Raw genomic sequence first — 26384 nt, 5'->3', positions numbered from 1 at the left:
ATGATGAAAACTGATGCAGTTACCACTCAAAATGAATCGTCTCCAGGCCTGTATCCAAATCGCGTCCCTCAAGTGACTGCTGGTTTCTGGGTTATAAAACTCATGGCGGTGACGATGGGGGAGACCGCCGCCGATTATATTGCCGTGAATCTGGGGTTAGGGCTTACTGTAACTTCAATCATCATGAGCACTGTGTTGGCCGGTGCACTCCTGCTTCAATTCTCAATGAAGCGCTATGTGCCATGGGCATACTGGCTAGCGGTTGTTCTTATCTCTATCGTCGGCACCTTGGTAACCGATAACCTGGTTGATAATCTCGGTGTCAGTCTCGTGACCTGTACCGCCGTTTTTACTGTGCTCCTTGCACTGACATTCGGGGCCTGGTTCCGGCAAGAGGGCACCCTGTCGATTCACACAATTATCTCCACGCGGCGTGAAGCATTTTACTGGATTACAATACTCTTCACCTTCGCGCTCGGCACCGCTGTGGGCGATCTTGTGTCTGAGCAATTTGGTCTTGGCTACCTGGCCACTGGCATGCTGTTTGGTGCAATCATCATATCCTTGAGCATCGGCTATTTTATGATCGGGCTTGATTCTATATTGGCCTTTTGGCTCGTTTATATCTTTACACGTCCTCTCGGCGCCTCTTTTGGTGACCTCTTGTCGCAGCCGGTCAATTACGGTGGTCTTGGCTTTGGAACCATTGCGACAAGTCTCATCTTCCTTGGCGTAATCATTGCCGTGGTGATGTGGATGAGTGTGACTGGCAAGGATCAGGAAATGATCTCGACACAATAACCAAGCTCTTTCCTGCAATGGCGGAGGCGATGAGCCTCCGCCAAAACGATGGAACGATAACAGGTGGTTGAATGACGACAGGTTTGATGACGATCAACACCCGACACATCATGCACGACGATGCCACGGCCCCTTCCGGTTACTTGATTAGTACCGAGTATACCCATGCAGGCACCACAGGCCGAGCAGTGGTCCTGGCAGCAGCAGCCAGGCAAGCCAGGGGCCGGTGATCTGCCACAGCGGAATCAGAATCAGTAGCGACAGCATGGAGATCGCGAAACCGATGGCGTTCTGCAGTGTGAGTGCGCTGCCCACGATATTGGCCGGGCAAGCCGTGGCCGAAAGAGCCGAAAACTGCGGTGAATCGACCACCGCCAGCGCACTCCACAGCGCGAGAAAGCCAATCAGACCTGCCGCCGGCAGCCCGCTCAGCAGCGGGTAGAGCGCACAGCAAAGGCCTGAGCCCGCCAGGGCGAACTGTGCCACGCGGCGACTGCCCAGGCGTGCGCTAAAGGCACCGCCGATCCAGCAGCAGGGCCCGCCAACGGCGATTAGCGCGAAGGCGGCGAAGGCAAGCTCAGCGGTGGTCAATGAAGGCCAGCGTGCAGCGAGCATCAGGGGCAGCAATGCCCAGAGGGTGTAGAGCTCCCACATGTGGCCGAAGTAGGCACTGGCAGCATGGCGGAAGTTGCTGATCCCGAAGGCCGAGAGGCCGCCCAGGCGCAGGCCATGGCCGGAATTGGGGCCAGGCTTCGTACCAGAATCGGCTCCAGGGGCGGCATCGGCCTGACGCGGTGCTTCCCCGAGCCGCCAGACCATGATGCCGCCCAGCACCGCCAGCAGCGAAGCGCTCCAGATGCCGCCTCGCCAGGATAGGGTGACGTCATCGAGGGCGGTGAAGGCACGCAGACCGTGGGGCAGGGCGGTGCCCAACACCAGCATGCCTACCAGCCAGGCCAGGCCAAGCCCGCTGCGCCCCGGCGTCCAGCCAACCATCAGCTTCATGCCCACTGGGTAGATGCCCGCTAGACACAGGCCGGTGATCATCCTGAGCGTTACCGCACCATCCAGCCCCCCGGCCATCGGCAGCAGGGCGTTGGAGAGCGCGCCGAGCAGGCAGCATGCGGCGAACAGTCGGCTGGCATCGAGACGGTCGGCGAGACCGGTCAGGCCTATGATCAGGGTGCCAAGCAGAAAGCCGCCCTGAACGGCACCGGTCAGCCAGCCCAGATCGGACGGGGCCAATGACCATAACGTCATCAGCTCCGGGAGCACGGCATTGGGAGTGAACCACAGGGCGGTGCCGAACAGCTCGGCGATGGCAAGAATCAGGGTGGGCATGGGCACCTGAGGGAGCGGTGAAATGAAATGGCCCGGCGATGCCGGGCCGTCCATCATAGGGCAAGGTCTCGTGGAATAAAGGTCTCTTGGAATATCAGAGCCCCATGGCCGAGGAGGTCGAGCGCCGCGGGTCGGCGCCGCCGTGATATTCGCCATCGCGGATCAGGATCGACTGGGCCGCGCCCATGGCGTCCTGCTGGCTGATGGTATGACCCTTGGCCTCGAGCAGCGTGATCGTATCCGGGCTGATGCCATCCTCGATGCGAATCTCGTCGGGCAACCACTGGTGGTGAATGCGCGGGGCGCTGACCGCCGACTGGATGTTCATGTGGTGATCGATGACGTTCATCAGCACCTGCAGGGTCGTGGTGATGATCCGTGAACCGCCGGGGCTGCCGGTGATCAGGAAGTTCTTGCCATCCTTCTTGACGATGGTCGGGGTCATCGAGGAAAGCATGCGCTTGCCGGGCTCGACCTTGTTGGCCTCGCCGCCGATCAATCCATAGGCGTTGGGCACGCCGGGCTTGGCCGAGAAATCATCCATTTCGTTGTTGAGCAGAAAGCCGGCCCCGTCGACCACGATCCCCGAGCCGTAGCTGAAGTTGATGGTGTAGGTATTGGAAACCGCCAGGCCATTGTCGTCGACGATCGAGAAGTGGGTGGTCTCGTTGGACTCATAGGGCAGCGGATTGCCCGGCGCCAGGGTGGCGCTTGGTGTGGCCTCGTCCATGCTGATGCCCTGACGCAGTTCGGCGGCGTAGGCCTTCGAGGTGATGCCCTCAAGCGGGACTGAGACGAAGTCGGTATCGCCCAGGTACTCGGAGCGATCGGCATAGGCGCGCTTCATGGCTTCGGCCATTACATGGATGGTGGCGGCGGAGTTGAATCCCATCGCGCCGATATCATAGTCCTCGAGGATATTGAGCATCTGCACGATATGGGCGCCGCCAGAGGAGGGCGGGCTCATGGCATAGATGTCATAGCCGCGATAAGTGCCGTGGCTCGGCTCGCGAATGATCGGCTGGTAGGCGGCCAGGTCCTCCATGGTGATCAGGCCGTCGTGGGCCTGCATCTCGGCGACTATCAGCTGTGCTGTCTCGCCTTCGTAGAATTCCCGGGCGCCCTGATCAGCGATGCGCTTGAGGGTGGCCGCGAGATCCGGCTGACGGAAGATGTCGCCAACCTGATAAGAGCTGCCATCTTCCTTGAAGAACTTGGCTCTCGATGCTTCCCAGGGCTCGAAGTTCATGCGTGAATCGCGGATGCCGTCGACAAAACGCTGGGGCAGCGGAAAGCCGTTTTCTGCAAGATCGATGGCCGGCGCCAGGGCCTCTGCCAGACTCATGGTGCCGTATTGCTCTAGAGCCATGGCCAGGCCGGCGACGGTGCCGGGCACCCCGGCCGCCAGATGAGTGAAGCGAGAACGCTCGGTGACCGCATTGCCGTCGGCGTCCTGGAACATAGTCTCGGTGGCGGCGTATGGCGCCATCTCGCGATAGTCGATGGCGATGACCTCGCCGCTGGTTTCATCCGAAATCAGCATGAAGCCCCCGCCGCCAATGTTGCCCGAGCGGGGTTGGGTGACAGCTAGCGCGAAACCGGCGCTGACCGCCGCATCCACCGCATTGCCGCCCGCCGCCAGCACGTCATGCGACACCTGGGAGGCGAGAAAATGACTGGTGGCGACCATGCCCTGAGTGCCGACTTCCGGATGGAAGCGCTCGCCCTCGAGAATGGCTTCTTGAGCAAAGATGCCGGGTGCGAATGACAGAGTGCCGGCCAGGAGGCCAAAGGCAAGTGAGTATCGCAGGGGGAACTGGGGCATGACCGTCTCCTTGGTGATGTGTCGTTCTCCACTATTGTTGCTATGCGCGAGGGGCGCAAGGAGGGGGCAAGCAAGGCTGCATGAAAAGCCGGCAAGGGGAGACATCAGCACTAGCGCCGGCAGGCCGGGGTTGCAAGGGGCGCCGGCTCGCTGCCTTGCTGCTAGAATGGCGGCTTGTCCTTGCCATTCTTTCGTATTTCAGGAGCCTGCCCTGCCCATGAGCGATGCAACGCCAGACTTCAAGATCGCGCCCTCGATTCTTTCTGCCGACTTCGCCCGCCTCGGCGCAGAGGTCGATGACGTGCTGGCCTCCGGCGCCGACATCGTCCATTTCGACGTCATGGACAACCACTACGTGCCTAACCTGACCATCGGTCCGATGGTCTGCGAAGCGCTGCGCAAGCACGGCGTTACCGCGCCCATCGACGCCCACCTGATGGTGCGGCCGGTGGATCGTCTGATCGGCGACTTCATCGACGCCGGTGCCAGCTATATTACCTTCCACCCGGAAGCCTCAGATCATATCGACCGCTCGCTTGCCATGATCCGCGAGGGTGGCTGCCAGGCCGGCCTGGTGTTCAATCCGGCCACGCCGCTGTCCTATCTCGACTACGTGATGGACAAGGTCGACATAATTCTGCTGATGAGCGTTAATCCGGGCTTCGGCGGCCAGTCGTTCATTCCCGGCACCCTCGACAAACTGCGTGACGTGCGCCGGCGCATCGATGCCAGCGGCCGCAATATTCGCCTGGAGATCGACGGGGGGGTGAAGGTCGACAACATCGCCGAGATCGCCAGGGCAGGGGCCGATACCTTCGTCGCCGGTTCGGCGGTATTCAAGGCACGCAGTGGCGACGACCCGAACCGCTATGACAGCGTGATGCAGGCTTTTCGCGACGAATTGGCAAAGGCCTGAGCAGCATGACGGCATCGCCGTGCTGGCATCTCTACATGCTCAGGACCGCCGCCGGTCATCTCTACACCGGTATTACCACCGACGTGGCAAGGCGCTTCAAGGAGCACCGTGACGGCGTGCGTGGCGCCAAGGCGCTGCGCGGCAAGGGGCCTCTGACTCTATTGCACCACGAGGCCGTCGGCGAGCGGGGCGATGCGCTGCGACTCGAGGCGCAGGTTAAACGCCTGTCGGCGGCGGGAAAGCTCGCCTGGCTCGAGGCGCGTCGCACAGACGGCACTCAGCAAGTGCCGCAAAAGCTGCCATAACCGCTGCGATGCTCTATACAAGGATGAACGGTCGGCAGCGCCGATGTTTGATCACCGATATCTGACCAACCCCGGCGGTTTGCATGCCGCCTGATTTCATCGAGGAACCGCTATGGAAAGGGATGCCCTGTTGACCTACCTGCAGACCACCGGCACTAGCTTTGCTATCGATCTGGTGGCGGCACTCGCCATCTTCGTGATCGGCCGCTGGGTGATTTCACTGGTGCATCGTCTGAGTATCAAGGCCATGGAGCGGGCCAAGGTCGAGCCGCTGTTGATCAAGTTCCTTGGCAACATCCTAAGGACTCTGTTGCTGATCGTGGTGGTCCTGGCCGCCATTAGCCAGCTCGGCATCCAGACCACCTCGCTGATCGCGGTTCTGGGTGCGGCTGGCCTGGCTGTCGGTCTTGCGCTGCAGGGCTCGCTTGCCAACTTCGCCGCCGGGGTGCTGGTGATCATCTTCCGGCCCTACAAGATCGGCGATTACGTCGAGGCTGGCGGCGTTGCCGGGGTGATCGATGACGTGCAGATATTTACCACCGAGCTCAAGACCGGCGACAACCGCAAGATCATCGTGCCCAACGGCCAGATGATGAGCGGCGCCATTACCAACTACTCCTCTCACGACACCCGCCGGGTCGATCTGGTGGCAAGCGTCGGCTATGACGCCGATATCGATGTCGTGCGCCGGGTGCTGGAAGAAGTGGTGGCCAAGGATGCGCGGGTGCTGGAATCCCCTGCGCCCAATATTCGTATGAGCGCGATGCTGGATTCAAGCGTCAACTGGATCGTGCGGCCTTGGGTCAAAGCCAGTGATTACTGGGACGTGTACTGGGAAATGACTGAGGAGATCAAGCGGCGCTTCGATGCCGAGGGCATTAGCATTCCCTTTCCGCAGCGCGACGTGCACGTTTATCACCACGATGAGCAGAAGGCTGAGAAGAGCGGTCTCTGAGGCCCGCGCTGACTCGCCGCCTTAAGCGGGTGAACGACGATTGCCCTAACAACGACAATAGCAACGGCAATAACCATTATCTGGACACTAAAAGGCCGCCGAGGGTACTCGGCGGCCTTTTAGTGTTGGCGTTGCACCATGCGTTAACCGTCAGGTGCTATTAAGCGGCTAGCGCCTCGAAAACGCGTGCGACCGCTTCTGCACCGGGGTCAACCACACCCTTGAGGGCGCTTTCCGGCACATAGGCAGAGCGCCCGGCATTGGCCTGGGTCAGGGCTGCCGTGGCCTGTGCGCCGTCGCGGGCCGCTTGCGCTGCCTGTTGGAGCGATTCGCCACGCCTCAGGGCCTCGATCGCCGGCACTAACGCATCCACCATGGTGCGGTCGCCGGGCTTGGCGCCGCCGTAGGCCTGCATCTTCTCGACACCATCGGCAAGGGCTGTGCCGAGCTCGCCCCGCTGATCCAGTGCGGCGCCGGCAGCGGTGAACAGGATCGACAGCAGCACGCCGCTTGAGCCGCCCATGTCGCGAGCCAGGAGCTGTCCGATGCCGGCAAACAGCGACGGCAGCGCCTGCGTATTGAGCCGACTTGCCTCGAGTGCCGCGGCGATCGAGTCAGCGCCACTGTGCATGCTGGCGCCAGCGTCACCGTCGCCACTCTTGGCATCCAGAGCGTCCAGTTCTTCGCGCGCCTGGCGGAGGGTGTCGATTACGCGCTGAAGCGAGGCGGTAACGCCTTTGTCCTGAGGGGCATCGTCGCTCAGCGCGTCTCGGTCCTGACGGGTGTCCGGCGTGAAATGCTCGGGACGTGCGACGGCCTTCATCCCCGGCCAGGCAGGTGCCCTGGTCGGTGCGGTAAGCCCAGTCACGAACGCGTCTTGCGCCGACAGCAGCGTGACGGAAACCCCGTGCATGTCCAGCGACGTCATCAGCGGTGCCGGCCCAATCAAGTGAGCGACCTGATCGATACCCAACTGACGCAACAGGCTATCGGCCAGCACCCCGAGCTCCTGCGTCGAGCAACTGCCCAGGTCGTTGAGCATGACGATCCACGGCCCGGAGAGGTTGTGCCCAGTAAGCTTGCGCGCCGCCAGTGCATTGCGTAGGGGCTCAAGCACTAAGCTCATGGCTTCGTCGGCGCTCTGCGGGTCCACTTCGCGGGTGCCGGTCTCGTTGTGGATACCCAGCCCCAGTTCCGGTGAGCGCGACGCCAAGGCGTGTCCCGGCTGAGCCGCCGGGCGCAATGCCATGCCCATCGAGCCCATGTGGGCGCACAGCGATTCGGCCTGGGCGCGAATCTCGTCGAGGGGGGTCTGCTTGCTTGCCAGATAGCCCGCTAGTTTGTGGACCAGCAGGGTGCCGGCAATGCCGCGGGGCTGCGGGGCCTTATCGATCGCGACATCGTCGGCAACGATGATCATGGCGACATCCAGCCCCTCGCTGCGGGCGCGTTCGGCGGCGAGGCCAAAGTTGAGGCGATCACCGGTATAGTTCTTGACCACCAGCAGGCAACCGGCGTCGCCACAGACCTCACGTATCGCGGCGAGCACCGCCTCGACGCTGGGGGAGGCGAACAGGCTGCCGGAGATTACCCCGGTCAGCATGCCTTCGCCGACAAAACCCGCGTGGGCAGGTTCGTGGCCGGCGCCCCCGCCGGAGAGCACCGCGACCTGTTCGCGGCCTTGCTGCTGCCTGTCCCACTCCTTGCGAATGAGGATGCGAAGGCCGCTTTCCGGTTCGGCAATGCGCAGCGGCGCCGACGCCGCGACGCCGCAGAGTATCTCATCGACGACGTTTTCCGGCGCGTTGTAGAAACGATCCATGCCTTACCCCCGGCATTCCTGTTCATGGCGTAATCGAGTATTCAAGATGTCATTTCAGGCTCAGGTCAACTGTGCCTGTTTAGGCCGTCAATGCAGCTTCATCTTCGGCTTGAGGAAGCGATTGAGGCCGTCGACAACTACTGTCATGCCGGTCTTCACGGTGCCGTGGATGGCGAGCTGGTGCATGCGATACAGCGATGCATAGAAGACCTTGGCCAGGCGCCCTTCGATAAACAGTGAGCGCGCGGAGGCGCCACGCATCAGCGAACCCACGGCGTCGAAGTGGGCAAGCGAGATCAGAGAGCCACGGTCGTGGAAGGTGAAATCCTTGAGCGGCTTGCCATCGAGGGTGGCGACCAGATTGTGGAAGAGGGTGCCCGCCTGTTGGTGAGCGGCCTGAGCCCGCGGAGGAACCGTCTTGCCATCTTCCTGAGGGCAGCTGGCGCAGTCGCCAAAGGCGAAGATATGCGGATCATCAATGCTCTGCAGGGTCCGCTCGACCTTGAGCTGGTGATTGCGCTGGGTAGACAGCCCCAGCTCGGAGAGAAAGGCCGGCGCTTTGATGCCGGCCGCCCAGACGTTGAGGTCGGTCTCGATGCGGGTGCCGTCGGCTGTCATGAAGCCTTCTTCATCGGCGCAGGTCACTTTGGTATCCACGTGCACATTGACGCCCAGTTTTTCGAGCTCCTTATGCACCGCCTGACTGATGCGCTCGGGTAGGGCTGGCAGAATGCGTGGCGCGGCCTCGATCAGGTGAACTTCGAGCTGTGTGCTCTCAAGCGAGGTGAAACCGTAGCTGTTGAGCATCTTCGAAGCGCCGTAGAGCTCGGCTGCCAGCTCCACGCCGGTGGCGCCGGCCCCAACGATACCCACCGCCAGCTTGGGGTGGATGCGGCGTTCGGGATCGCTGTAGCGCAGGAAGGTGTTGAGCATGTCGTGGCGGAAGGCTTCCGCCTGGTGCGGACTATCGAGGAAGTGGGCATGTTCGGCGACGCCAGGCGTGCCGAAATCGTTGGATACGCTACCCAGTGCCATTACCAGGTAGTCATAGTCCAACTCACGGGAGGGCAGCACCACCGTCTCGCCGTCGTCATCGATAATCGGCGCCAGGGTAAGCTTCTGTGTATCGCGGTCCAGATCACACAGGGTGCCACGTTGGAAGCGATAGCCGTGGGCCTTGGAATGGCCTTGGTAGGAGACTTCGTCGAGGCCAGAGTCGAGGACCCCGGTGGCGACTTCATGGAGCAGCGGCTTCCAGATATGGGTAGGGTTCCGGTCGACGAGCACGATTTCAGCCCGTTGGCGTTTACCCAGCTTGCGGCCCAGCCGTGTCACGAGTTCGAGCCCGCCGGCGCCACCGCCGACCACCACAATGCGTGGTAGAGACATGAGACACTCCGTTGATGAATGTGAAGATTGAGAAACGCGAGAATCGCCTGAGTCAGGCAGGGCGTCTCATGAGGGGCGCTGGGCGCGGCGATGCGCTTACGTCGATCCCCGAGGGCTCTCCACCTGGTAGCGGCGACGGCTGATGTCTAGGATATGCCTCTGCTCGACGAATGCCTATGGGCAAAGGCTAGTTTTGATCATGTTTTTTCGTAATATTACATGCATGAAATGGATGTTGATCGACCATATGTGCAAAACACATTGATTAGAAAGGAATTTGCTATGCATGACCTGGTTCGCGACATGCGTATGGTGGCCTTTGACCTCGATGGTACCTTGATCGATTCGGTTCCCGATTTGGCCGCGGCGCTCGATGCCGCCCTGGAGGATCAGGGCATGCCACCGGCCGGTGAAGTGCGTGTGCGGGACTGGGTCGGTAACGGCTCCCGGCGTCTGGTCGAGCGAGCCCTTGGCGATGTGCTGAAGCGTCCGGTCGATGAGGATGAGCTAGAGGCCTGCCATGCACGCTTTCTCGCGCACTACCATGCCTCGCCGGTGGCGCTCACTAGGCTGTATCCCGGTGTGCGGGAGGCCATTGATGGCCTCATTGACAGCGGCCTGTCACTGGCGCTGATTACCAACAAGCCCAAGGCCTTCATTGCCCCGATCCTCGAGCACTTTGATCTGGCAGACTGCTTCGGCCTGTGTTTGGGCGGCGATTCTCTGGACGAGAAGAAGCCCGATCCCGCCCCCTTGCTGCACGCAGCGGCACATTTCGGGGTGTCGCCAGAGGTCTGCCTGATGGTCGGCGATTCGCGCCATGACATCGAAGCAGGCAAGCGCGCGGGCTTTCGAACGCTGGCCGTGCCTTACGGGTATAATCACGGCGAATCGGTGACCGCCAGTCGCCCCGATGCGGTAGTTGAATCGCTTTCCGAACTCGTTTAGTGTGAAATTGAATATGGCGGTATAAAAACCGCCGAATCAATAAGATCCTGCTATAACGGATTCCCTCATGACGCCGGACACCCGTCATTCCCCTCAAGATGTACGTTGCCATGGCACCGCAGGACTGATGCGTGACGTCAAGCGTTGGCGATGGTGATGCCGGCCTAGTGCGTTAACACGCCCGTATACCGATCCGTACCGTGCGTGAGACGTGCGCAAGCATGCTTCAGTGCAATGCGATAGCCACGCCCCCCTGTTAAGCATAAGCGTCCCCGCTTAAGTGATTCATTCTTGAAGGAACTGCCGGGCATGATGACCCCCGAACACTTCGAAGAGCTGGCCGATGCCGGCTATAACCGTATTCCGGTAACCCGCGAGGTTCTCGCCGATCTCGATACCCCGCTTTCCACTTACCTGAAGCTGGCCAATGCACCCTGGACCTTCCTGCTCGAGTCGGTGCAGGGCGGAGAGAAGTGGGGCCGCTACTCGATCATCGGGCTGCCCAGCCGCGAACGAATCGAAGTACGCGGTTACGAAGTGCGCCACCTAAAGGATGACGAGGTACTGGGCGCGAGCCGGGTCGAGGATCCACTGGACTGGATCGAACAGTTCCAGCAGCGCTTCAAGGTGCCACGACTCGACGATCAGCCGCGCTTCGACGGTGGCCTGGTCGGCTACTTCGGCTATGATACCGTGCGCTATGCCGAGCCACGCCTTGCCGGCGTCGACAAGCCCGATCCCCTGGGCGTGCCGGACATTCTGCTGATGGTCTGTGATGACCTGGTGGTGTTCGACAATCTCTCTGGTCGCCTGACTCTGTGGACGCATCCCGATCCGGCTGTCGAGGGGGCCTATGCCATGGCGCGTGAGCGCCTCGAGCGCCTCGAGATTCAGCTGCGCACTGCCACTATTACCACCCAGAGTCCCGGCACGGGCAGGCGAGCCGTCGAGGAAGGCCACTTCAACTCCGGCTTCACCGAAGAAGGCTTCAAGGCCGCGGTCGAGAAGATCAAGGAATACGTGCTGGCCGGCGATGTCATGCAATGTGTGCCCTCGCAGCGCATGTCGATTCCCTATCAGGCGCCGCCGCTCGATCTGTATCGAGCGCTGCGCAGCCTTAACCCTTCGCCGTACATGTTTTTCTTCAACCTCGATGATCATCATGTGGTGGGCTCGTCGCCGGAGATCCTGACGCGCCTGGAAGAAGGCGAGGTCACCGTGCGTCCGATCGCCGGCACCCGTGTACGTGGTGCTACCGAGGCCGAGGACCAGGCGCTGGAAGCCGACCTGATGGCCGATCCCAAGGAGATCGCCGAGCACCTGATGCTGATTGACCTGGGTCGCAACGACGTGGGCCGCATCAGCGAAACGGGTACCGTCAAGGTCACCGATCAGATGGCGGTGGAGCGCTATTCCCACGTCATGCATATCGTTTCCAACGTCACTGGCAAGCTGAAGCCGGGATTGACGGCCATGGACGTGCTGCGCGCCACCTTCCCGGCGGGCACGCTGTCAGGGGCCCCCAAAATCCGTGCCATGGAAATCATCGACGAGCTGGAGCCGGTCAAGCGCGGCATCTATTCCGGCGCCGTGGGCTATCTCTCCTGGCACGGCAACATGGATACCGCCATCGCCATCCGGACCGCCGTCATCAAGGACGGTCAGCTGCACGTTCAAGCGGGTGCCGGGGTCGTTGCCGACTCGGTGCCCGAACTCGAGTGGCAGGAGACTCTCAACAAGGGGCGTGCCCTGTTCCGCGCCGTGGCCATGGCCGAGCGCGGCCTGGACAACCTGGAGTAAGGGCAGACATACCCCTTCACCACTTAATTGACGATCGACACGTTTTGGCTCGCCCTTCAAACCCCGCCAGTGGCGGGGTTTTGGTTCATGGGGCCAAGCAGAACGAAGACCGTCGTTGCGCATCTTGTTGAGCGTGACGCTAGCCAAGTTGCTTTCCCTAGCCGCTTGGGTATGGTTAGGGCTCTCACCGGAGAAGGTCCGGCTGCCTGGCTGACATCGCTTCGCCAAGGCCTCCAGGGTCGTATCAGCCTGAGCGATACAAGGTGCCGCCGGTCGAGCAGCTTTTATCGAGGCGAAGAGATCACGCTAGGGAGAATCATGAAAAGCAATCCGTCGCCACGCATCACGACAGATGTTCCGGGACTGGAGAAAATTCTTCACGGAGGCTTCCTGCCTGGCCGGTCATACCTGGTGTCAGGTGGCCCCGGTACGGGCAAGACGACGCTGGGCCTGCATTTTCTTTCCGCCAAGCCGGAAGGCGAACGGGCATTGCTGGTCAGTCTCGGCGAGGCAGACCGCAATATTCGCAATGATGCGGCGAGCATTGGCATGGCGCTCGAGGGGGTAGTGACCATTGATCTCTCGCCCACCGCGCAAACCCGTGGGCAATCGACCTATACCCTGCTCGAACCTTGGGAAGCGGAGCCACCCGACATCCGCTCGCGTATCGAAGAGGCATTTCCGGAAGGGCCTCCGGCGCGCGTCTTCATCGATGCGCTCAGCCAGTTCCGTCACCTGGTGCCCGATACCTTCCAGTTCCGCAAGCAGGTGATGGCGCTGCTTGAATACCTGACGAATGCCGGCTCGACCCTGCTTTTTACCTCGGAACGCGGTTCGGAGGCCGACGAGGACCTGCAGTATCTCGGCGATGGCATTCTGCAGCTTGACCGCACGGAGTCGGGTCGATCGCTGTCTGTCGTGAAGTTTCGCGGTTCCGGCTTCGCCGAAGGCCGGCATACCATTCGCTTGAACGATCAAGGCATGAGTGTCTTTGAGCGCCTGGTGCCGGGAGAACACGGCCAGCCCTTCGTTGCCGAGTCGATTCCTTCTGGAGTGGCCGAACTGGATACTCTCTCCGGAGGTGGCATCGGGCGAGGCACGGTCACGATCATCTCTGGCCCGACTGGGGTGGGCAAGACGTCGCTCGGTGCCCAGTTCATGCGTGAGGCGGCGAGCCGCGGAGAGCGTTCGGTCATCTTCAGCTTCGAGGAAAGCCTCGCGACGATCCGGCATCGCTGTGAGCATGTCGGCATACCGCTGGGTGAGATGATGCATGACGATTCACTCGCGGTGGAGTCGGTCGAGCCACTGCGCTATACACCGGATGAATTCGCCTGGCGTGTCCGCCGTGAAGTAGAGGAACGGGGGGCCACGATGGTCATGATCGATAGCCTCTCGGGGTATCGGCAGTCAGTGCGCGGCGAAGACGTGGTATCCCACGCCCACGCGCTTTGCCGCTACTTGGGCAATATGGGAGTGACCGTGCTGCTCGTCAACGAGGTTGGCTCGATTGCCGGCGGAGAAATGAGAGTTAGCGAACTCGGCATCAGCTACCTGGCCGACGCCGTGCTGATATTGCGCTATATCGAACTCGATGGCGAGATCCGCAAGACCATCGGCATGTTGAAGAAGCGCACGGGTGACTTCGAGAAGACGCTTCGTGAATTCGATATCACTGCGGGTGGGCTGAAGGTAGGTAAGCCCTTGACCGGCCTGCGCGGCATCCTGCGGGGCGACCCTGAGATGGGCTCCGGCAGGGCTTTCCGAGGATCGGCGGATAATGGTGGATAGCGCACCGCAAGGCCAGCCTTGGCGAGTCGAGATCGCCCTTCAATCCAATGCGGATTGTAATCTTCTGATCCAGACTCTCGGCGGGGATGAAGATCTGGAGTCCGTCGGACTCGAGCATGGAAGGCCTTTCAGCGGCGCAGCGGACCTTCTCATCCTCGACCCCTCGACACTTCGGCATCAGCGCAAGCATGTCGCCCAATTACGTGCCGATGCCCACCCGGTGGTATTGCCGGTTCTCTTGCTGGCACCAGGGCAGCGCGTCTCGCCCGGCGCGCTCAAGCAAGAGCTTGGGCAAGCCGTGGAAGACGTGCTGCGCCTGCCGACGACAGGTCCGGAAATTCGCGCCCGGATCCGAAATCTACTGCGCCTGCGAGACTTGTCGCACCATCAGTCTCGAGAGCATGACCTCACTCGCCAGGCCCTCGCCGGGGTGAGTCGCGCCTTGAAGACGCTGCATGCATGCAACGAGGTGATGCTGCGGGAATCGGATGAGGACGGTCTGGTCAGCGCCGTGTGTCGGATGATCACTCAGTCCGAGGGGTATGAGCTGGCTTGGGTGGGGTTCGCTCAAGAAGGGACCTCGACCATCACCATTTCCGAGGTGTCGGGCCCGGCGACTGGCTATGCCGACAACCTAGAGGTGCGCTGGGAGGACAGCCCACAAGGCAGTACCGTCGTTGGTACGGCACTCTCGAGGGGTCGCACTCAAGTCGTCCCGGACTTGATGTCGGATCACCGCATGGCGGCCTGGTGGCCGCAGATTGAAGCCTGGGGGTTGAGAAGTGCCATCTTATTGCCGCTGCGAACCCAGTCAACTCCGAGTGGCATTCTGGTCGTGTACTCCCGGGACTGGGGCGACTTTGAAGGTGAGGAGAATGAGCTTCTCGAGCGCTTGTCAGACAACCTCGCCTTCGGGTTGGACAAGCTGCGGATGCGACGTGAGCGTGAACGCCAGGGGCGGGAAATACGGCGCCTCGCCTACAACGACACTCTGACCTCATTGCCAAACCGGCGCTCTCTCCTGCACCGCTTGAAACGGGTCGCGGCCGACGATGGGCATGATCGCATCGCGGCAGTGCTGTTCATCGATCTCAATGATTTCAAGCTGATCAACGATGCGCTCGGCCATGCGGCAGGCGATGAAGTGCTCAAGCATGTAGCCCAACGCATCCAGCATACTCTTCGACAGGGTGACCTGGTGGGCCGGCAGGGAGGCGATGAGTTCATTGTCGTCATGGTCGATGAGCCGCGTCAGCCATCGCTTGAAGAAGATGACGGCATCGAGCGTCTTTGCCGAGGCGCCGAGGCCTTGGCCGTCAGAATTCATGAAGCTCTGAAACAGCCGTTCGATATTCAGGGCTACCGGCATCACCTCGGTGCGAGCATCGGCGTCAGTCTGTTTCCCTACTTTGGTTCCGAGGTCGAGACCGTGGTCGAGCAGGCCGACATGGCGATGTACCAGGCCAAGTCGTCCGGGTTGCCGCTGGTGTTCTACTCCGATGATCTGGGAAGTGAACGTCAGAAACGTTTGACTCTGGAGGCTGAGCTCTATCATGCGCTCGAGGCCCACCAGTTCCTCCTCCACTACCAGCCGATCTGGAAGATCGACGGTGGAAACATCGTGGGGGTCGAAGCGCTGATCCGGTGGAAAAAGTCGGACGGACAGATGGTCTCTCCGGGTACCTTTATCCCGCTGGCCGAAGAGCTTGGGTTGATCGACGCCATTGGAGACTGGGTCCTGGTGACGGCGGCGCGGCAGATAGCCGCCTGGCGCCGAGACGGCGTCGATATCTGGATGGGGGTCAATCTGTCGGTTAGCTAGTTGCAGGGCAAAAAAGCGGCGATGCATATTCGCGACATGGTGACGGGGGAAGGCACGGATCCAGGCTGGTGGTCGCTGGAGCTGACCGAAGACACCCTGATGCACGCGCCAAATGAAGTGTCCGAGGCGATGCACTGGTTAAGCGAGGCAGGATTCCACCTTTCATTGGATGACTTCGGCCAGGGATATTCATCATTGGCTCGCTTGCAGTCGATGCCGTTGGATACCCTCAAGATCGACAAGATGTTTATTGACCGCTTGGAAGAAGAGGGCGCTGGCGGACGCATTGTCAGCGCGATCACAGAGCTTGGGCGGCACCTGTCGTTGAAAACGGTGGCGGAAGGGATCGAAACCGAGGCACAGCATAAGCAGCTTGGCGATATCGGCTGCCATTTTGGGCAGGGGTTCTTGTTGAGTGCCGCACGCCCGGCCGAGGAGATTCCCGACCTAGTCCGGCAGGGGATGCCGGCTCCATGCCTCTCGTGAGGCGTCACGCCCGTGTTGCGCCTTGACAGGGGCGACGCCTGCCCAGCACTATTGCCCTATGAAAACACCAGATCACACACATCCGAACCAGCAGTGGTGGCAGTCCTAAACAGGGGGCGGCGCGCTGACGTTTTGGAGAAAATGCCGCCGTCAGGGCGGCATTTTTGTGTCTGCTGGTTCCCTGCATGGCGGATATGAGCACTTGATTCATCCCGAGTAAGCATCTGGGTACCGAAGGCTGATAGCCACACTGACGACGAGTAGAAACAGGATCTTATAGCCATGTCCGTGCTGATGATCGATAACTACGATAGCTTTACCTACAACGTGGTGCAGTATCTCGCCGAGCTGGGGGCGAAAGTCGATACCCACCGCAACGACGCCATCACGATCGAAGAGATCGAGGCCATGGCGCCGAGCCATATCGTGATTTCACCGGGGCCCTGCACGCCCAGTGAAGCCGGTATTTCGCTTGAGGTGATTCGCCATTTCGCCGGGCGCGTGCCGATCCTCGGCGTTTGCCTCGGTCACCAGGCCATCGGTCAGGTATTCGGCGGCGAGGTGGTGCGCGCCCCCCAGGTGATGCATGGCAAGACCTCCAAGGTGCGTCACCTGAATACCGGCGTGTTCACTGGCCTTGAGAACCCGCTGGAGGTGACCCGCTATCATTCGCTGGTGGTGGACGCGGACAGTGTGCCGGACTGCCTCGAGGTCACCGCCTGGGTGGATGACGACGATGTCACCCCGGGGCTGATCATGGGCCTGCGGCACAAGACACTGGATATCGAAGGGGTGCAGTTCCACCCCGAATCGATTCTCACCCGTCAGGGCCACGAGTTGCTGGCCACCTTTCTGCAACGTGGTTGAACGTTGATCGCCACACCACGACATGGATCGCAAGGAGAGACAAGATGCAGATGCGAGAGGCGATCGACGCCGTGATGCGCGGCCAGAGCCTGAGCTATGAACAGACCCACAGCGTGATGCATGCCATCATGACCGGCGAAGCCACCGACGCTCAGATCGGCGGTTTCCTGGTGGGGCTTTCCGTGAAAGGCGAGACCGCCGAAGAGATCAGCGCCGCCGCCCAGGTGATGCGTGAGCTGATGATTCCGGTAACGGTGCATGGCGAAAATGTCGTCGATATCGTTGGCACCGGCGGTGACGGTGCCAACCTGTTCAACATCTCGACGGCCTCGAGCTTTGTGGTCGCGGCGGCGGGAGCCCATGTCGCCAAGCACGGCAACCGAGGCGTGTCTTCCTCGTCGGGCAGTGCCGATCTGTTCAGCGTCGCCGGGATCAATCTCGACCTGGCCGCCGATCAGGTGGCGCGCTGTATCGACCAGGTCGGGGTCGGCTTCATGTTTGCCCCCCACCACCACACCGCGATGCGCTATGCGGTGGGGCCGCGCCGCGAGATGGGCGTGCGTACCCTGTTCAATATCCTGGGGCCGCTGACCAACCCGGCCAGTGCGCCGAATCAGCTGCTGGGCGTCTATTCGGCGAAGCTGCTGCCGCTGATGGCCGAGGTGCTCAGGCGGCTGGGCAGCGAACACGTGCTGGTGGTCCACGCCGAAGACGGGCTCGACGAGATCTCGCTTGCGGCGCCGACCCATGTGGCTGAGCTCAAGGATGGCGAGATCACCCAGTACACGATCGCCCCCGAGGACTTCGGCATCGAGCGTCAGTCGCTTAGCGCCCTCAAGGTGTCGACCGCGGAAGAGAGCCTTGCGCTGGTCAAGCAGTCGCTGGTTGGCGAGGGACCGGCGGCGGATATCGTCGCCCTGAATGCTGGTGCCGCTCTGTATGCCTCGGGTGTTGCCGATACCCTCAAGGAAGGCGTCCTGATGGCCCAGGACTCTCAGGCCTCGAAGCTGCCCGCGGAGAAGCTCAAGGAGCTTGCCGATTTCACCCGAGTCTTTGCAGTCTGACTGCGGCCTCTGGGCACGGCTCTTGAATATGGCCTTTGGAAACTAGGAACGTCTGACATGACTCAAGCGCAAGATACGCATTCTCAAGGCACTCACTCTCCAGGCACCCACTCTCCAGGCTCTTCGTCTCAAGGCGCTCAGTCTCAAGGCCGTTCGTCTAAAGATCGCCTGCCGACTATTCTGGCCCGCATCCTGGCGCGCAAGGACGAGGAAGTCGCCGAGCGCCGCCAGGCGGTCAGCGAGGACGAACTTCACGATCTCGCCGCTCGCCAGGCGCCGCCGCGGGGCTTCGTCGCCGCGTTGGAAGCGCGCATCGCTGCCGGTGATCCGGCGGTGATCGCCGAGGTCAAGAAAGCTTCGCCCTCGAAGGGCGTCATGCGTGAGGACTTTCGCCCCGCCGACATCGCCCGCGCCTACGAGCGTGGTGGGGCGGCCTGCCTGTCGGTGCTCACCGATGCCGACTTCTTCCAGGGCCACGAGGATTACCTGATCGAAGCGCAGGATGCCTGTGGGCTGCCGGTGATCCGCAAGGACTTCATCACCCATGGCTACCAGGTCGTCGAGGCCCGGGCCATCGGCGCCGACTGCATCCTGCTGATCGTTGCCGCTCTGGATGACGCCCGCCTCAAGGCGCTGCATGACCAGGCCGTGGCGCTGGGCATGGATGTGCTGGTGGAAGTGCACGATGCCAAGGAGTTGGTGCGGGCGCTGGCGCTGGATCTGACTCTGGTCGGCATCAACAACCGCGACCTGCACACCTTCGAGACCCGTCTCGAGACTACCTTCGAGCTGCTCGAACGGATACCTAAGGGCGTGACGGTAATCACCGAGTCGGGTATCCATGGCCGCGAGGACGTGGCGCGGATGCGCGAGCGTGGCGTGCATGGTTTTCTTGTCGGTGAGGCCTTTATGCGCGTGGGTGACCCCGGCGCGGCGCTGGAGGCGATGTTCTACTGAGCGGGCCAGTGGCGCTTCACGCTTCATGGCACCTGTTCAGAGTGCATCTAGCGTTCAGGTAGGCAGCTTCCACACGCAGCAGAGATCGGGCCCCGGTGAGCCAACGCCGGGGCCTCGTTGTGTGAGCGATGAATTATCCCTCGGCGGGCGTTTAGGGCAGGGCGGCCGTCAGGCCGCATGGCGGTAAAGCGTCACGGAGGGAGCTTCCCCGAACAGCTGACGATAGTCCTGGGCGAACTGTCCCAGGTGATAAAATCCCCAGTCGGCGGCTACCTGGCTGACCGTAGTGCCGGTATCCGGTGCGCTCAGGCGACGGCGGACCCGGTTGAGCCGTGTCAGGCGCAGGAACTGAATGGGGCTGATACCCAGAATGCTGGTGAAGCTGTACTGCAGGGTGCGCTGGCTGACGTGGGCGATCTCGCACAGCTCGCTCAAGGCCACCGGCGGCGCCTCGCAGGCGTTCAGATGCGCCTTGATGCGATCCACCACCTGCTTGCGGTGGCCATAGCTGGGCGGCATCTCGGTATTGGGCGTTTCCTCGCGCAGGATCTCGGCAAGCGCCAGGCTCAGGATGTCCTGATGGACCTTGACCGACAGCTGCTCGCGCTGCGTGCCCAGCAGGCGCTCGATTAAAAAGCCGGTCCGCCTGCCGGGTATGGTCGGGCAGCTGCAGGCGCATCAGGCGCTCGGGGTCCGCCGCCAGTAGGTCATCGGCGGCGCCGGCCCGGGTCAGCCATTGCCGGCTGACCACCAGGCCATAGATGCCGAAACGATCCGGCGTCACCAGCTCGAAGTCATGGCCGCCCGGCTGACACATCACCTCCTGCGCCCCTACCCGATGCCCGTTGATGCGGCAGCTCTGGCCATCGACGGGAATGCCGATCCACAGCGATTCCGGCCACACCTTGCACTGCTGGCCAAGAGCATTGCTGGTGTACTCCTTGAAGACCTGCATCTCGCTCAGTCGGACTTCGTCGATACGCCCGTAGAAGGCGCCCCTGCTAAATTGATCATACTCCTGCGACCAGTCGGTGAGGTTGTGGGCGTGTTCGTTGGCATCCCATGCCTCCCAAGTGCACCTCCATGGTGCATTCTGTGATGGTTGGCGATCTAGCGACACGGTATCTCACTCCCCCTCATGGGGCATGTTGTCCCTTCCCATAAGATAACTGCTTGTTGCTATTGATATATTTCGTTTTGCCGGAAAGCGATAACGCTCGCTGAAGCGTCGTCGATACTCTTTATACAAGCAAGTTTCATTCCGCCGGGGGCCGCGATCTGGTTGTTCCGGTCGCCGGCGGACGGGTTCACCCTGGGAGACGATCATGGCCAAGGCCTATCATTACACGCTGGGTAGTCAATGCCATCGCTTCAAGAACCTGGCCGAAGTGATGGCTAAGGCCACGCCGGCGCGTTCCGGTGACCGCCTGGCAGGCGTCATCGCTGACTCCGCTGAAGAGCGTGTGGTGGCGCAGATGGCGCTGGCGGAGTTGCCGCTGCGCACCTTCCTCGAAGACCACCTTATCCCCTATGAGGAAGATGAGATCACGCGGCTGATCATCGACACTCACGATAAAGAGGCCTTCGCTCCCATCAGCCATCTCACCGTTGGCGACTTTCGCAACTGGCTGTTGAGCGATCTTGCCACCCCCGAGATGCTGACACGCGTTCAGGCCGGCATCACGCCGGAGATGGCCGCGGCGGTCAGCAAGCTGATGCGCAATCAGGACCTGATTCTGGTCGCCAAGAAGTGCAGGGTGACCACCGCCTTTCGCAATACCATCGGCCTGCCCGGAAGATTGTCGACCCGCCTGCAGCCCAACCATCCGACCGATGATGTGACCGGCATTGCCGCCAGCATCCTCGATGGCCTGCTCTACGGCAACGGTGATGCGGTGATCGGCATCAACCCGGCGACCGATAACGTCGCCCAGAGCATCAAGCTGATGAAGCTGATGGATGAGGTGATTCGTAAGTACCAGATTCCGACCCAGTCCTGTGTGCTGACCCACGTCACCAACACCCTGGAGGCGATCGAGCAGGGGGCGCCGGTGGACCTGGTGTTCCAGTCGATCGGCGGCACCCAGGCCACCAACGAAAGCTTCGGGTTTAACCTCGGGGTACTCGCCGAGGCCCGTGATGCGGCAAGAAGCCTCAAGCGCGGCACCGTAGGTGACAACGTCATGTATTTCGAGACCGGCCAGGGCAGTGCGTTGTCGGCCAATGCCCACCATGGGCTCGATCAGCAGACCTGCGAGGTGCGCGCCTACGCGGTAGCGCGCCACTTCGAACCGCTGCTGGTCAACACCGTGGTCGGCTTCATCGGCCCGGAGTACCTGTTCGATGGCAAGCAGATCATTCGCGCCGGACTCGAGGATCATTTCTGCGGCAAGTTGCTCGGCGTGCCGATGGGCTGTGACATCTGCTACACCAACCACGCCGATGCAGACCAGAACGACATGGACAACCTGCTCACGCTGCTCGGAGTGGCGGGCTGCACCTTCATCATGGGCATCCCGGGCTCTGATGACATCATGCTCAACTACCAGACCACATCCTTCCACGATGCCCTCTATGCACGTCGGGCGCTGGATCTGTCGCCGGCCCCGGAATTCGAGCGCTGGCTTAGCGAGATGGCGATCTTCGATGACGTCGCCAAGCACTCTCCCAGTGCTGTCTTGCCGGACTCCTTTGCCCGATCGCTTGCCAACCTGCCCGCCGCAGGAGCCGATCAATGACCGATAAAGCCCTCGACCACGGCGTGACGGACAACCCCTGGCATCACCTCCGCCAGTTCACCGATGCGCGCATTGGCCTTGGCCGTGCCGGCATTAGCCTGCCTACCGCGCGCTCGCTGGAGTTCCAGCTGGCTCACGCTCGCGCCCAGGATGCCGTGCATCTGCCGCTGGATGTAGAAGCGCTTTGCCAAAACCTCGAAGCGCTTGACGGACTCAAGGCGAGTCTGCCGATAAAGCGCCTGCACAGTCGTGTTCCCGACCGCTTGACGTACCTGCAGCGCCCGGACTGGGGCCGGCGTCTCGATGAGGCGTCTTTGCAGCGGCTTCGTGCGGCGGACGACGCGCCGCAGACTGCCTATGACCTGGCCATTACCGTGGTCGACGGTCTGTCGTCGCTTGCCGTACAGCAAAATGCGGCGCCCTTTCTGGACGCGCTGACCCAGACCTTCGCCGATGACGACCAGGCATGGTCGCTGGCGCCGCTCTCGGTGGTCGAGCAGGGGCGGGTCGCGATTGGTGATGAGGTCGGCGAGTTGCTCAACGCCCGAGCGGTGCTGGTACTGATCGGCGAGCGCCCCGGGCTTAGCTCGCCGGATAGCCTCGGGCTCTACATGACCTGGGGACCGGCGGTCGGACTCACCGATGCCTATCGCAACTGCATTTCCAACGTACGCCCGGCAGGGCTTTCCTTCGCCGATGCCAGTCGGCGGCTTCTCTACTTGCTGCGTGAATCACGGGCCAAGGGACTGTCCGGCGTCAATCTCAAGGATCGGACACAGGATGATGTCATCGAGTCTGCGGAGGGCATTCGCAACTTTCTGATTTCCTGACGATGGCCTGATGTGTCACCCGCTTTATCCCCAATAACAATGATGAGAGGTATTGCCATGAACGACTCGAGCCTTGACCAGGATTACCTGGCCAAAAGACAGCTGAAGAAAGGCACCGCCGGCTGGATTCTGCTGGCCGGTCTAGGGGTGTCCTACGTGATCTCCGGCGACTTTGCCGGCTGGAACTTCGGCATCGCCGAGGCAGGCTGGGGCGGCTTCGTCATCGCCGCCACCCTGATGGGGCTGATGTACTTTGCCCTTGTGCTGTCGCTTGCCGAGATGTCGGCGGCGATTCCTGCCGCCGGGGGCGGCTACAGCTTCGCGCGTCAGGCCATGGGGCCGGCGGGCGGCTATCTGACCGGCCTTGCGGTGCTGATCGAGTATGCCCTGGCGCCGGCGGCGATCGTGATTTTCATCGGCGCCGCGGTCGAGGAACTGTTGGGCATTAATGGCCCCGTGGTCTACGCGCTCTTCTATGCGGTCTTTATCGGCATTCACCTGGCCGGCGTCGGTGAGGCGCTGAAGGTGATGATGGTGATCAGCGGCCTTGCCGTGTTCGCCATCATCGCCACGGCGCTTGCGCTGATCGGTGTGTTCGATGCCAGCCGCCTGTTCGACATCAGCCCGACCGATGCCGCCGGCGCCAATGCCTTTATGCCCTTCGGCTGGGCTGGCGTCTGGGCCGCGCTGCCCTTCGGCATGTGGCTGTTCCTTGCCGTTGAAGGTGTGCCGCTGGCCGCCGAGGAAGCCAAGAATCCTGCTCGCGATGTGCCCAAGGGGATCATCGGCGCAATGCTCTTTCTGGTGGTGACGGCACTGCTGGTGGTGGTGCTGCTGGCCGGTGCCGCCGGTGCCGGTATGATCGGCAGCAGCGGCGTGCCGCTGGTGGATGCCCTCAAGGCCGCGGACTATGCCACCCTGGCCACGCTGGTCAATGTGCTGGGGCTTGCCGGCCTGATTGCGTCCTTCTTCTCGATCATCTACGGCTACAGCCGTCTGGTATTCGCTCTGTCCCGGGCCGGCTATCTGCCCAAGATGCTCTCGCTGACCAGCCGCCGCAAGGCGCCGACCTGGGCGCTGGTGGTGCCGGGTGTGTTCGGCTTCCTGGTATCGCTGAGCGGCCAAGGCGACCTGATCTTGGGCATGGCCGTGGTGGGGGCCACCCTGTCCTATGCGCTGATGGCGCTGAGCCATATCCTACTGCGCCTGAAGCGTCCGGAACTGGCGCGTCCTTACAGGACGCCCGGCGGCATCATCACCTCGGGCGTTGCCCTTGTGCTGTCATTGGTGGCCCTGTCCGGCGTCTATGCCTTCGACCCGCGTGCCTTCAACTACACCCTGATCCTGTTCGTGCTCGGTGCGGCCTACTACTTCCTCTACAGCAAGAACAAGCTGGTGGCGAAGACCGCCGACGAGGAATTTGCGCTGGTAGCCGATGCCGAGAGCAGCCTGGAAGCTGCCGATACAGCGACCGCCAACGGCTAGATTGTCTTGCCATCAAGACGGCAAGTGTCGCTATCGCGCGCATCATGAATAAGCAAAAGGGCTGCCATCTGGCAGCCCTTTTGCGTTTGGCGGGGAGGAATAGGCCGCGTGAGCCGGCCCTTCACGTGATGGGACGACGGCGCTCAGTGCGCTGTGCTTCCATGACCTCGCTGCCGGTTTCGGCGTAGGTTAGACCGATCAGGGTCTCACCGCTGCGCGGCACGAAGCTCTCCTCGGCGGTGGCGATGCGGATGCGCCCACCGGGGGTGAAGGCAAACAGCGGCAGCAGGCGATCCCGGTGCCTGGTGCGGTAGTCCTCGATCTTCATGGTGGTGGATATCGGCATGCACTGGATGGCCGCGCCGCGGGCGATCAGGCTCGACAGGCGGGCAAAGGTCACGTCTTCGCCGAAGGCCACCGGCAGGTGGCCCAGCGCCTGGTCGTGGCGGGGCTGTGGCTTCTTGCCGGCCTTGACGGCCAGCCGGTAGACCTTGCCTTCGCCGACCTGGGGCTCGAAGTGCAGGGCCGCCAGGTTGTTGAGTTCGCGATAGGGCGACAGCGGCAGCAGGTGGCCGATACCGGTCAGCTCCAGGTGCTGGGCGGCATGCTCGGAAAGCGGATCGCCATAGTAGACCGGCAGCCCCACGGTCCGCGCCTCCTGGACGGCATCCCAGCTGTTGTCGGTGAGCAATACCTTGAAGCCGTTTTCCTGCAGCGTACCGGCTACTGCCCGGGCCACGGGGTTGGCGCCAATGATCAGGAAACCACGCGGCGTGGGACGGCTCAGGTTCAGCAGGCCGGCCAGTGGACGAGCCATCAGGCTCTGCATCACCACCGTGCTGATGATCACCAGGAAGGTTACCGGCACCAGCAGCTCTGCGCCGGGCATGTTCATGCTTGTCAGGCGCAGCGAGAACAGCGAGGCGACGGCGGCGGCAACGATACCGCGAGGCGAGATGAAGGCCAGTAGCGTCTTCTCGCGCCAGTCGAGTCCACTGCCCAGGGTGCATAGCCAGACCGTCAGCGGGCGTGCCACCGCCACCAGGACGGCCAGGAAAGCCCAGGCCGGCCAGGTCAGCAGCGACAGCTGGTCGGTGGTAAGGCGTGCGGCGAGCAGGATGAACAGCCCCGAGATCAGCAGGATCGAGAGGGTTTCCTTGAACTCGATGATCGGCTGGGTCGGCACGCCGCGCATGTTGGCCAGCCACACGCCCATCACGGTGACGGTCAGCAGCCCCGACTCGTGGAAAAGGGTGTTGGAAATCGAGTACAGCGTCAGCATCATCATCAGCGTGCCGAAGCTGTGAAGCTTGCGCGGCAGCCAGTTGTGGCGAAGCACCAGGCCCCACAGATAGCCACCGGCGATGCCCAGCCCGAATCCGATCAGTGCCGTCTTGCCGAACAGCATAAGCGTATGCGCCGCGGCGTTGCCGGCGTTGACCGAGCCCCCTAGCGCTACGAACTCGTAGACCAGTACCGCGCCGATAGCGCCCACTGGATCGATCAGGATGCCTTCCCAGCGCAGAATCTGGGTCAGGTTCTCCTTGGCCCGCAGCGTCTGCAGCAGCGGCAGCACCACGGTGGGCCCGGTGACCACCAGCAGCGCGCCGAGCACGCTGGCCATCTGCCAGGACAGATCCAGCAGCAGGTAGGCGGCTCCGGTGCCGATCAGCCCGGTTATCAGTACGCCCCAGGTCACCAGCCGTCGCACGGTGCGGCCGTGGCCGCCCAGTTCGCGAAAGCTCAGGGTCAGAGCACCCTCGAAGAGGATCACCGCCACCGCTAGTGAAACCAGCGGAAACAGCAGCTCGCCGAGCAGAGCGTCCGGGGCGAGTACGCCGGTGACGGGGCCCGCGGCGATGCCGGCGACCAGCAGCGTGAGGATGGCCGGCAGCCGCAGCTGCCAAGCGACCCATTGGCAGATCAGGGCTAGCAGGCCGATTCCCGCCAGTTGGAGGGCTGCATGCTCCATGAGGATGCTCCGGTGAGTGTCAGAAAGCCGCGAAGCCTATCTTCGCAGCAGGCCACATGCAAACCCTAAACGGTGTCGATGTGTTCCCGATGACACCGGGGCTGTCGACGCGCTCAGTGGCCAGCCATGACGCCCGGCATTAAGCGGCTCGTGTGTCGATGAATGCGGCCAGCAAGGAAAGGAAAAGGAGGGGGACAAGAGTGAGAGGGTTAGAGGACGCCGGAGCAGTGCTTGGATTCAGGTGAGCAGGTTTGCCAGTCGCTATCAGCC

19 protein-coding genes and 1 pseudogene are annotated in these 26384 nt (G+C 62.0%); 14 read left to right on the top strand and 6 right to left on the bottom strand.

Features of this window, described 5'->3' with window-relative positions; all coding sequences use genetic code 11:
• Positions 1 to 801, top strand: coding sequence for a hypothetical protein (locus Q2K57_RS01140; protein WP_112054461.1), 801 nt, complete (start codon positions 1 to 3; stop codon positions 799 to 801).
• Between the two features lie 147 nt (positions 802 to 948).
• On the opposite strand, the gene Q2K57_RS01135 is transcribed toward Q2K57_RS01140, so the two are convergent.
• Positions 949 to 2142, bottom strand: a complete 1194-nt coding sequence (locus Q2K57_RS01135) for an MFS transporter (protein WP_304525940.1) — start codon at positions 2140 to 2142, stop codon at positions 949 to 951.
• A gap of 94 nt (positions 2143 to 2236) precedes the next feature.
• The gene (ggt, locus tag Q2K57_RS01130; RefSeq protein WP_304525939.1) at positions 2237 to 3967 is read right to left on the bottom strand and encodes a gamma-glutamyltransferase; all 1731 of its coding nucleotides are present in this window, start codon (positions 3965 to 3967) and stop codon (positions 2237 to 2239) included.
• A 217-nt stretch (positions 3968 to 4184) separates the two neighbouring features.
• Here ggt and rpe point away from each other — a divergent pair, with 217 nt between their 5' ends.
• The 3 genes from rpe to Q2K57_RS01115 all read left to right on the top strand — a co-directional run bounded on the left by rpe (position 4185) and on the right by Q2K57_RS01115 (position 6143).
• Entirely contained in the window at positions 4185 to 4883 is a 699-nt protein-coding gene (gene rpe / locus Q2K57_RS01125) for a ribulose-phosphate 3-epimerase (RefSeq protein ID WP_112054457.1), read from the top strand.
• 5 nt (positions 4884 to 4888) lie between these two features.
• A complete protein-coding gene (locus tag Q2K57_RS01120) occupies positions 4889 to 5188 on the top strand; it encodes a GIY-YIG nuclease family protein (protein WP_112054456.1) in 300 nt (99 codons plus the stop codon).
• A gap of 112 nt (positions 5189 to 5300) precedes the next feature.
• Complete coding sequence (locus Q2K57_RS01115) at positions 5301 to 6143, top strand: mechanosensitive ion channel family protein (protein WP_304525938.1); 843 nt, start codon at positions 5301 to 5303, stop codon at positions 6141 to 6143.
• 160 nt (positions 6144 to 6303) lie between these two features.
• Here Q2K57_RS01115 and Q2K57_RS01110 read toward each other — a convergent pair whose 3' ends face one another.
• Together Q2K57_RS01110 and Q2K57_RS01105 are read right to left on the bottom strand one after the other, a co-directional pair.
• Positions 6304 to 7965 (bottom strand): dihydroxyacetone kinase subunit DhaK, encoded by a 1662-nt coding sequence (locus Q2K57_RS01110; RefSeq protein ID WP_304525937.1) that lies wholly within the window; start codon positions 7963 to 7965, stop codon positions 6304 to 6306.
• 87 nt (positions 7966 to 8052) lie between these two features.
• Entirely contained in the window at positions 8053 to 9354 is a 1302-nt protein-coding gene (locus Q2K57_RS01105) for an NAD(P)/FAD-dependent oxidoreductase (protein ID WP_304525936.1), read from the bottom strand.
• A gap of 282 nt (positions 9355 to 9636) precedes the next feature.
• On the opposite strand from Q2K57_RS01105, the gene Q2K57_RS01100 reads away from it, so the two are divergent.
• The 7 genes and pseudogenes from Q2K57_RS01100 to trpC all read left to right on the top strand — a co-directional run bounded on the left by Q2K57_RS01100 (position 9637) and on the right by trpC (position 19089).
• Positions 9637 to 10302, top strand: a complete 666-nt coding sequence (locus tag Q2K57_RS01100; protein WP_304525935.1) for a phosphoglycolate phosphatase — start codon at positions 9637 to 9639, stop codon at positions 10300 to 10302.
• A gap of 312 nt (positions 10303 to 10614) precedes the next feature.
• Positions 10615 to 12102: an anthranilate synthase component I gene (trpE, locus tag Q2K57_RS01095; protein WP_112054742.1), complete on the top strand. Its 1488-nt coding sequence runs from the start codon at positions 10615 to 10617 to the stop codon at positions 12100 to 12102.
• Positions 12103 to 12420: 318 nt separating this feature from the next.
• Positions 12421 to 13893 carry an ATPase domain-containing protein gene (locus Q2K57_RS01090; RefSeq protein ID WP_304525934.1) on the top strand — a complete coding sequence of 491 codons (1473 nt, stop codon included), beginning with the start codon at positions 12421 to 12423 and terminating at the stop codon, positions 13891 to 13893.
• Positions 13883 to 16201 (top strand): annotated as a pseudogene (locus Q2K57_RS01085) (putative bifunctional diguanylate cyclase/phosphodiesterase). Before Q2K57_RS01090 ends, Q2K57_RS01085 begins: the two are co-directional and overlap by 11 nt.
• Before the next feature lie 282 nt (positions 16202 to 16483).
• Complete coding sequence (locus tag Q2K57_RS01080) at positions 16484 to 17068, top strand: aminodeoxychorismate/anthranilate synthase component II (protein WP_112054444.1); 585 nt, start codon at positions 16484 to 16486, stop codon at positions 17066 to 17068.
• A 44-nt stretch (positions 17069 to 17112) separates the two neighbouring features.
• Positions 17113 to 18132, top strand: a complete 1020-nt coding sequence (trpD, locus tag Q2K57_RS01075; RefSeq protein WP_112054442.1) for an anthranilate phosphoribosyltransferase — start codon at positions 17113 to 17115, stop codon at positions 18130 to 18132.
• Between the two features lie 57 nt (positions 18133 to 18189).
• Complete coding sequence (gene trpC / locus Q2K57_RS01070; protein WP_304525933.1) at positions 18190 to 19089, top strand: indole-3-glycerol phosphate synthase TrpC; 900 nt, start codon at positions 18190 to 18192, stop codon at positions 19087 to 19089.
• A 168-nt stretch (positions 19090 to 19257) separates the two neighbouring features.
• On the opposite strand, the gene Q2K57_RS18320 is transcribed toward trpC, so the two are convergent.
• On the bottom strand, positions 19258 to 19608 hold the full coding sequence (locus tag Q2K57_RS18320) for a helix-turn-helix domain-containing protein (RefSeq protein WP_369700284.1): 351 nt from the start codon (positions 19606 to 19608) through the stop codon (positions 19258 to 19260).
• Between the two features lie 806 nt (positions 19609 to 20414).
• Here Q2K57_RS18320 and Q2K57_RS01060 point away from each other — a divergent pair.
• The 3 genes from Q2K57_RS01060 to eat are packed head-to-tail and all read left to right on the top strand — an operon-like array spanning position 20415 to position 24142.
• Entirely contained in the window at positions 20415 to 21827 is a 1413-nt protein-coding gene (locus Q2K57_RS01060) for an ethanolamine ammonia-lyase subunit EutB (protein ID WP_304525932.1), read from the top strand.
• On the top strand, positions 21824 to 22657 hold the full coding sequence (eutC, locus tag Q2K57_RS01055; RefSeq protein ID WP_304525931.1) for an ethanolamine ammonia-lyase subunit EutC: 834 nt from the start codon (positions 21824 to 21826) through the stop codon (positions 22655 to 22657). Before Q2K57_RS01060 ends, eutC begins: the two co-directional genes overlap by 4 nt.
• A gap of 57 nt (positions 22658 to 22714) precedes the next feature.
• Positions 22715 to 24142, top strand: coding sequence for an ethanolamine permease (gene eat / locus Q2K57_RS01050; protein ID WP_304525930.1), 1428 nt, complete (start codon positions 22715 to 22717; stop codon positions 24140 to 24142).
• Positions 24143 to 24263: 121 nt separating this feature from the next.
• Here the strand turns inward: eat and Q2K57_RS01045 are convergent, their stop codons facing one another.
• Entirely contained in the window at positions 24264 to 26114 is a 1851-nt protein-coding gene (locus Q2K57_RS01045) for a sodium:proton antiporter (protein ID WP_112054430.1), read from the bottom strand.
• Between the last annotated feature and the right edge of the window lie 270 nt (positions 26115 to 26384).

Source organism: Halomonas sp. I5-271120, assembly GCF_030553075.1.
Lineage (GTDB): Bacteria > Pseudomonadota > Gammaproteobacteria > Pseudomonadales > Halomonadaceae > Onishia > Onishia taeanensis_A.
This window is presented reverse-complemented; position numbering and strand designations above follow the sequence as displayed.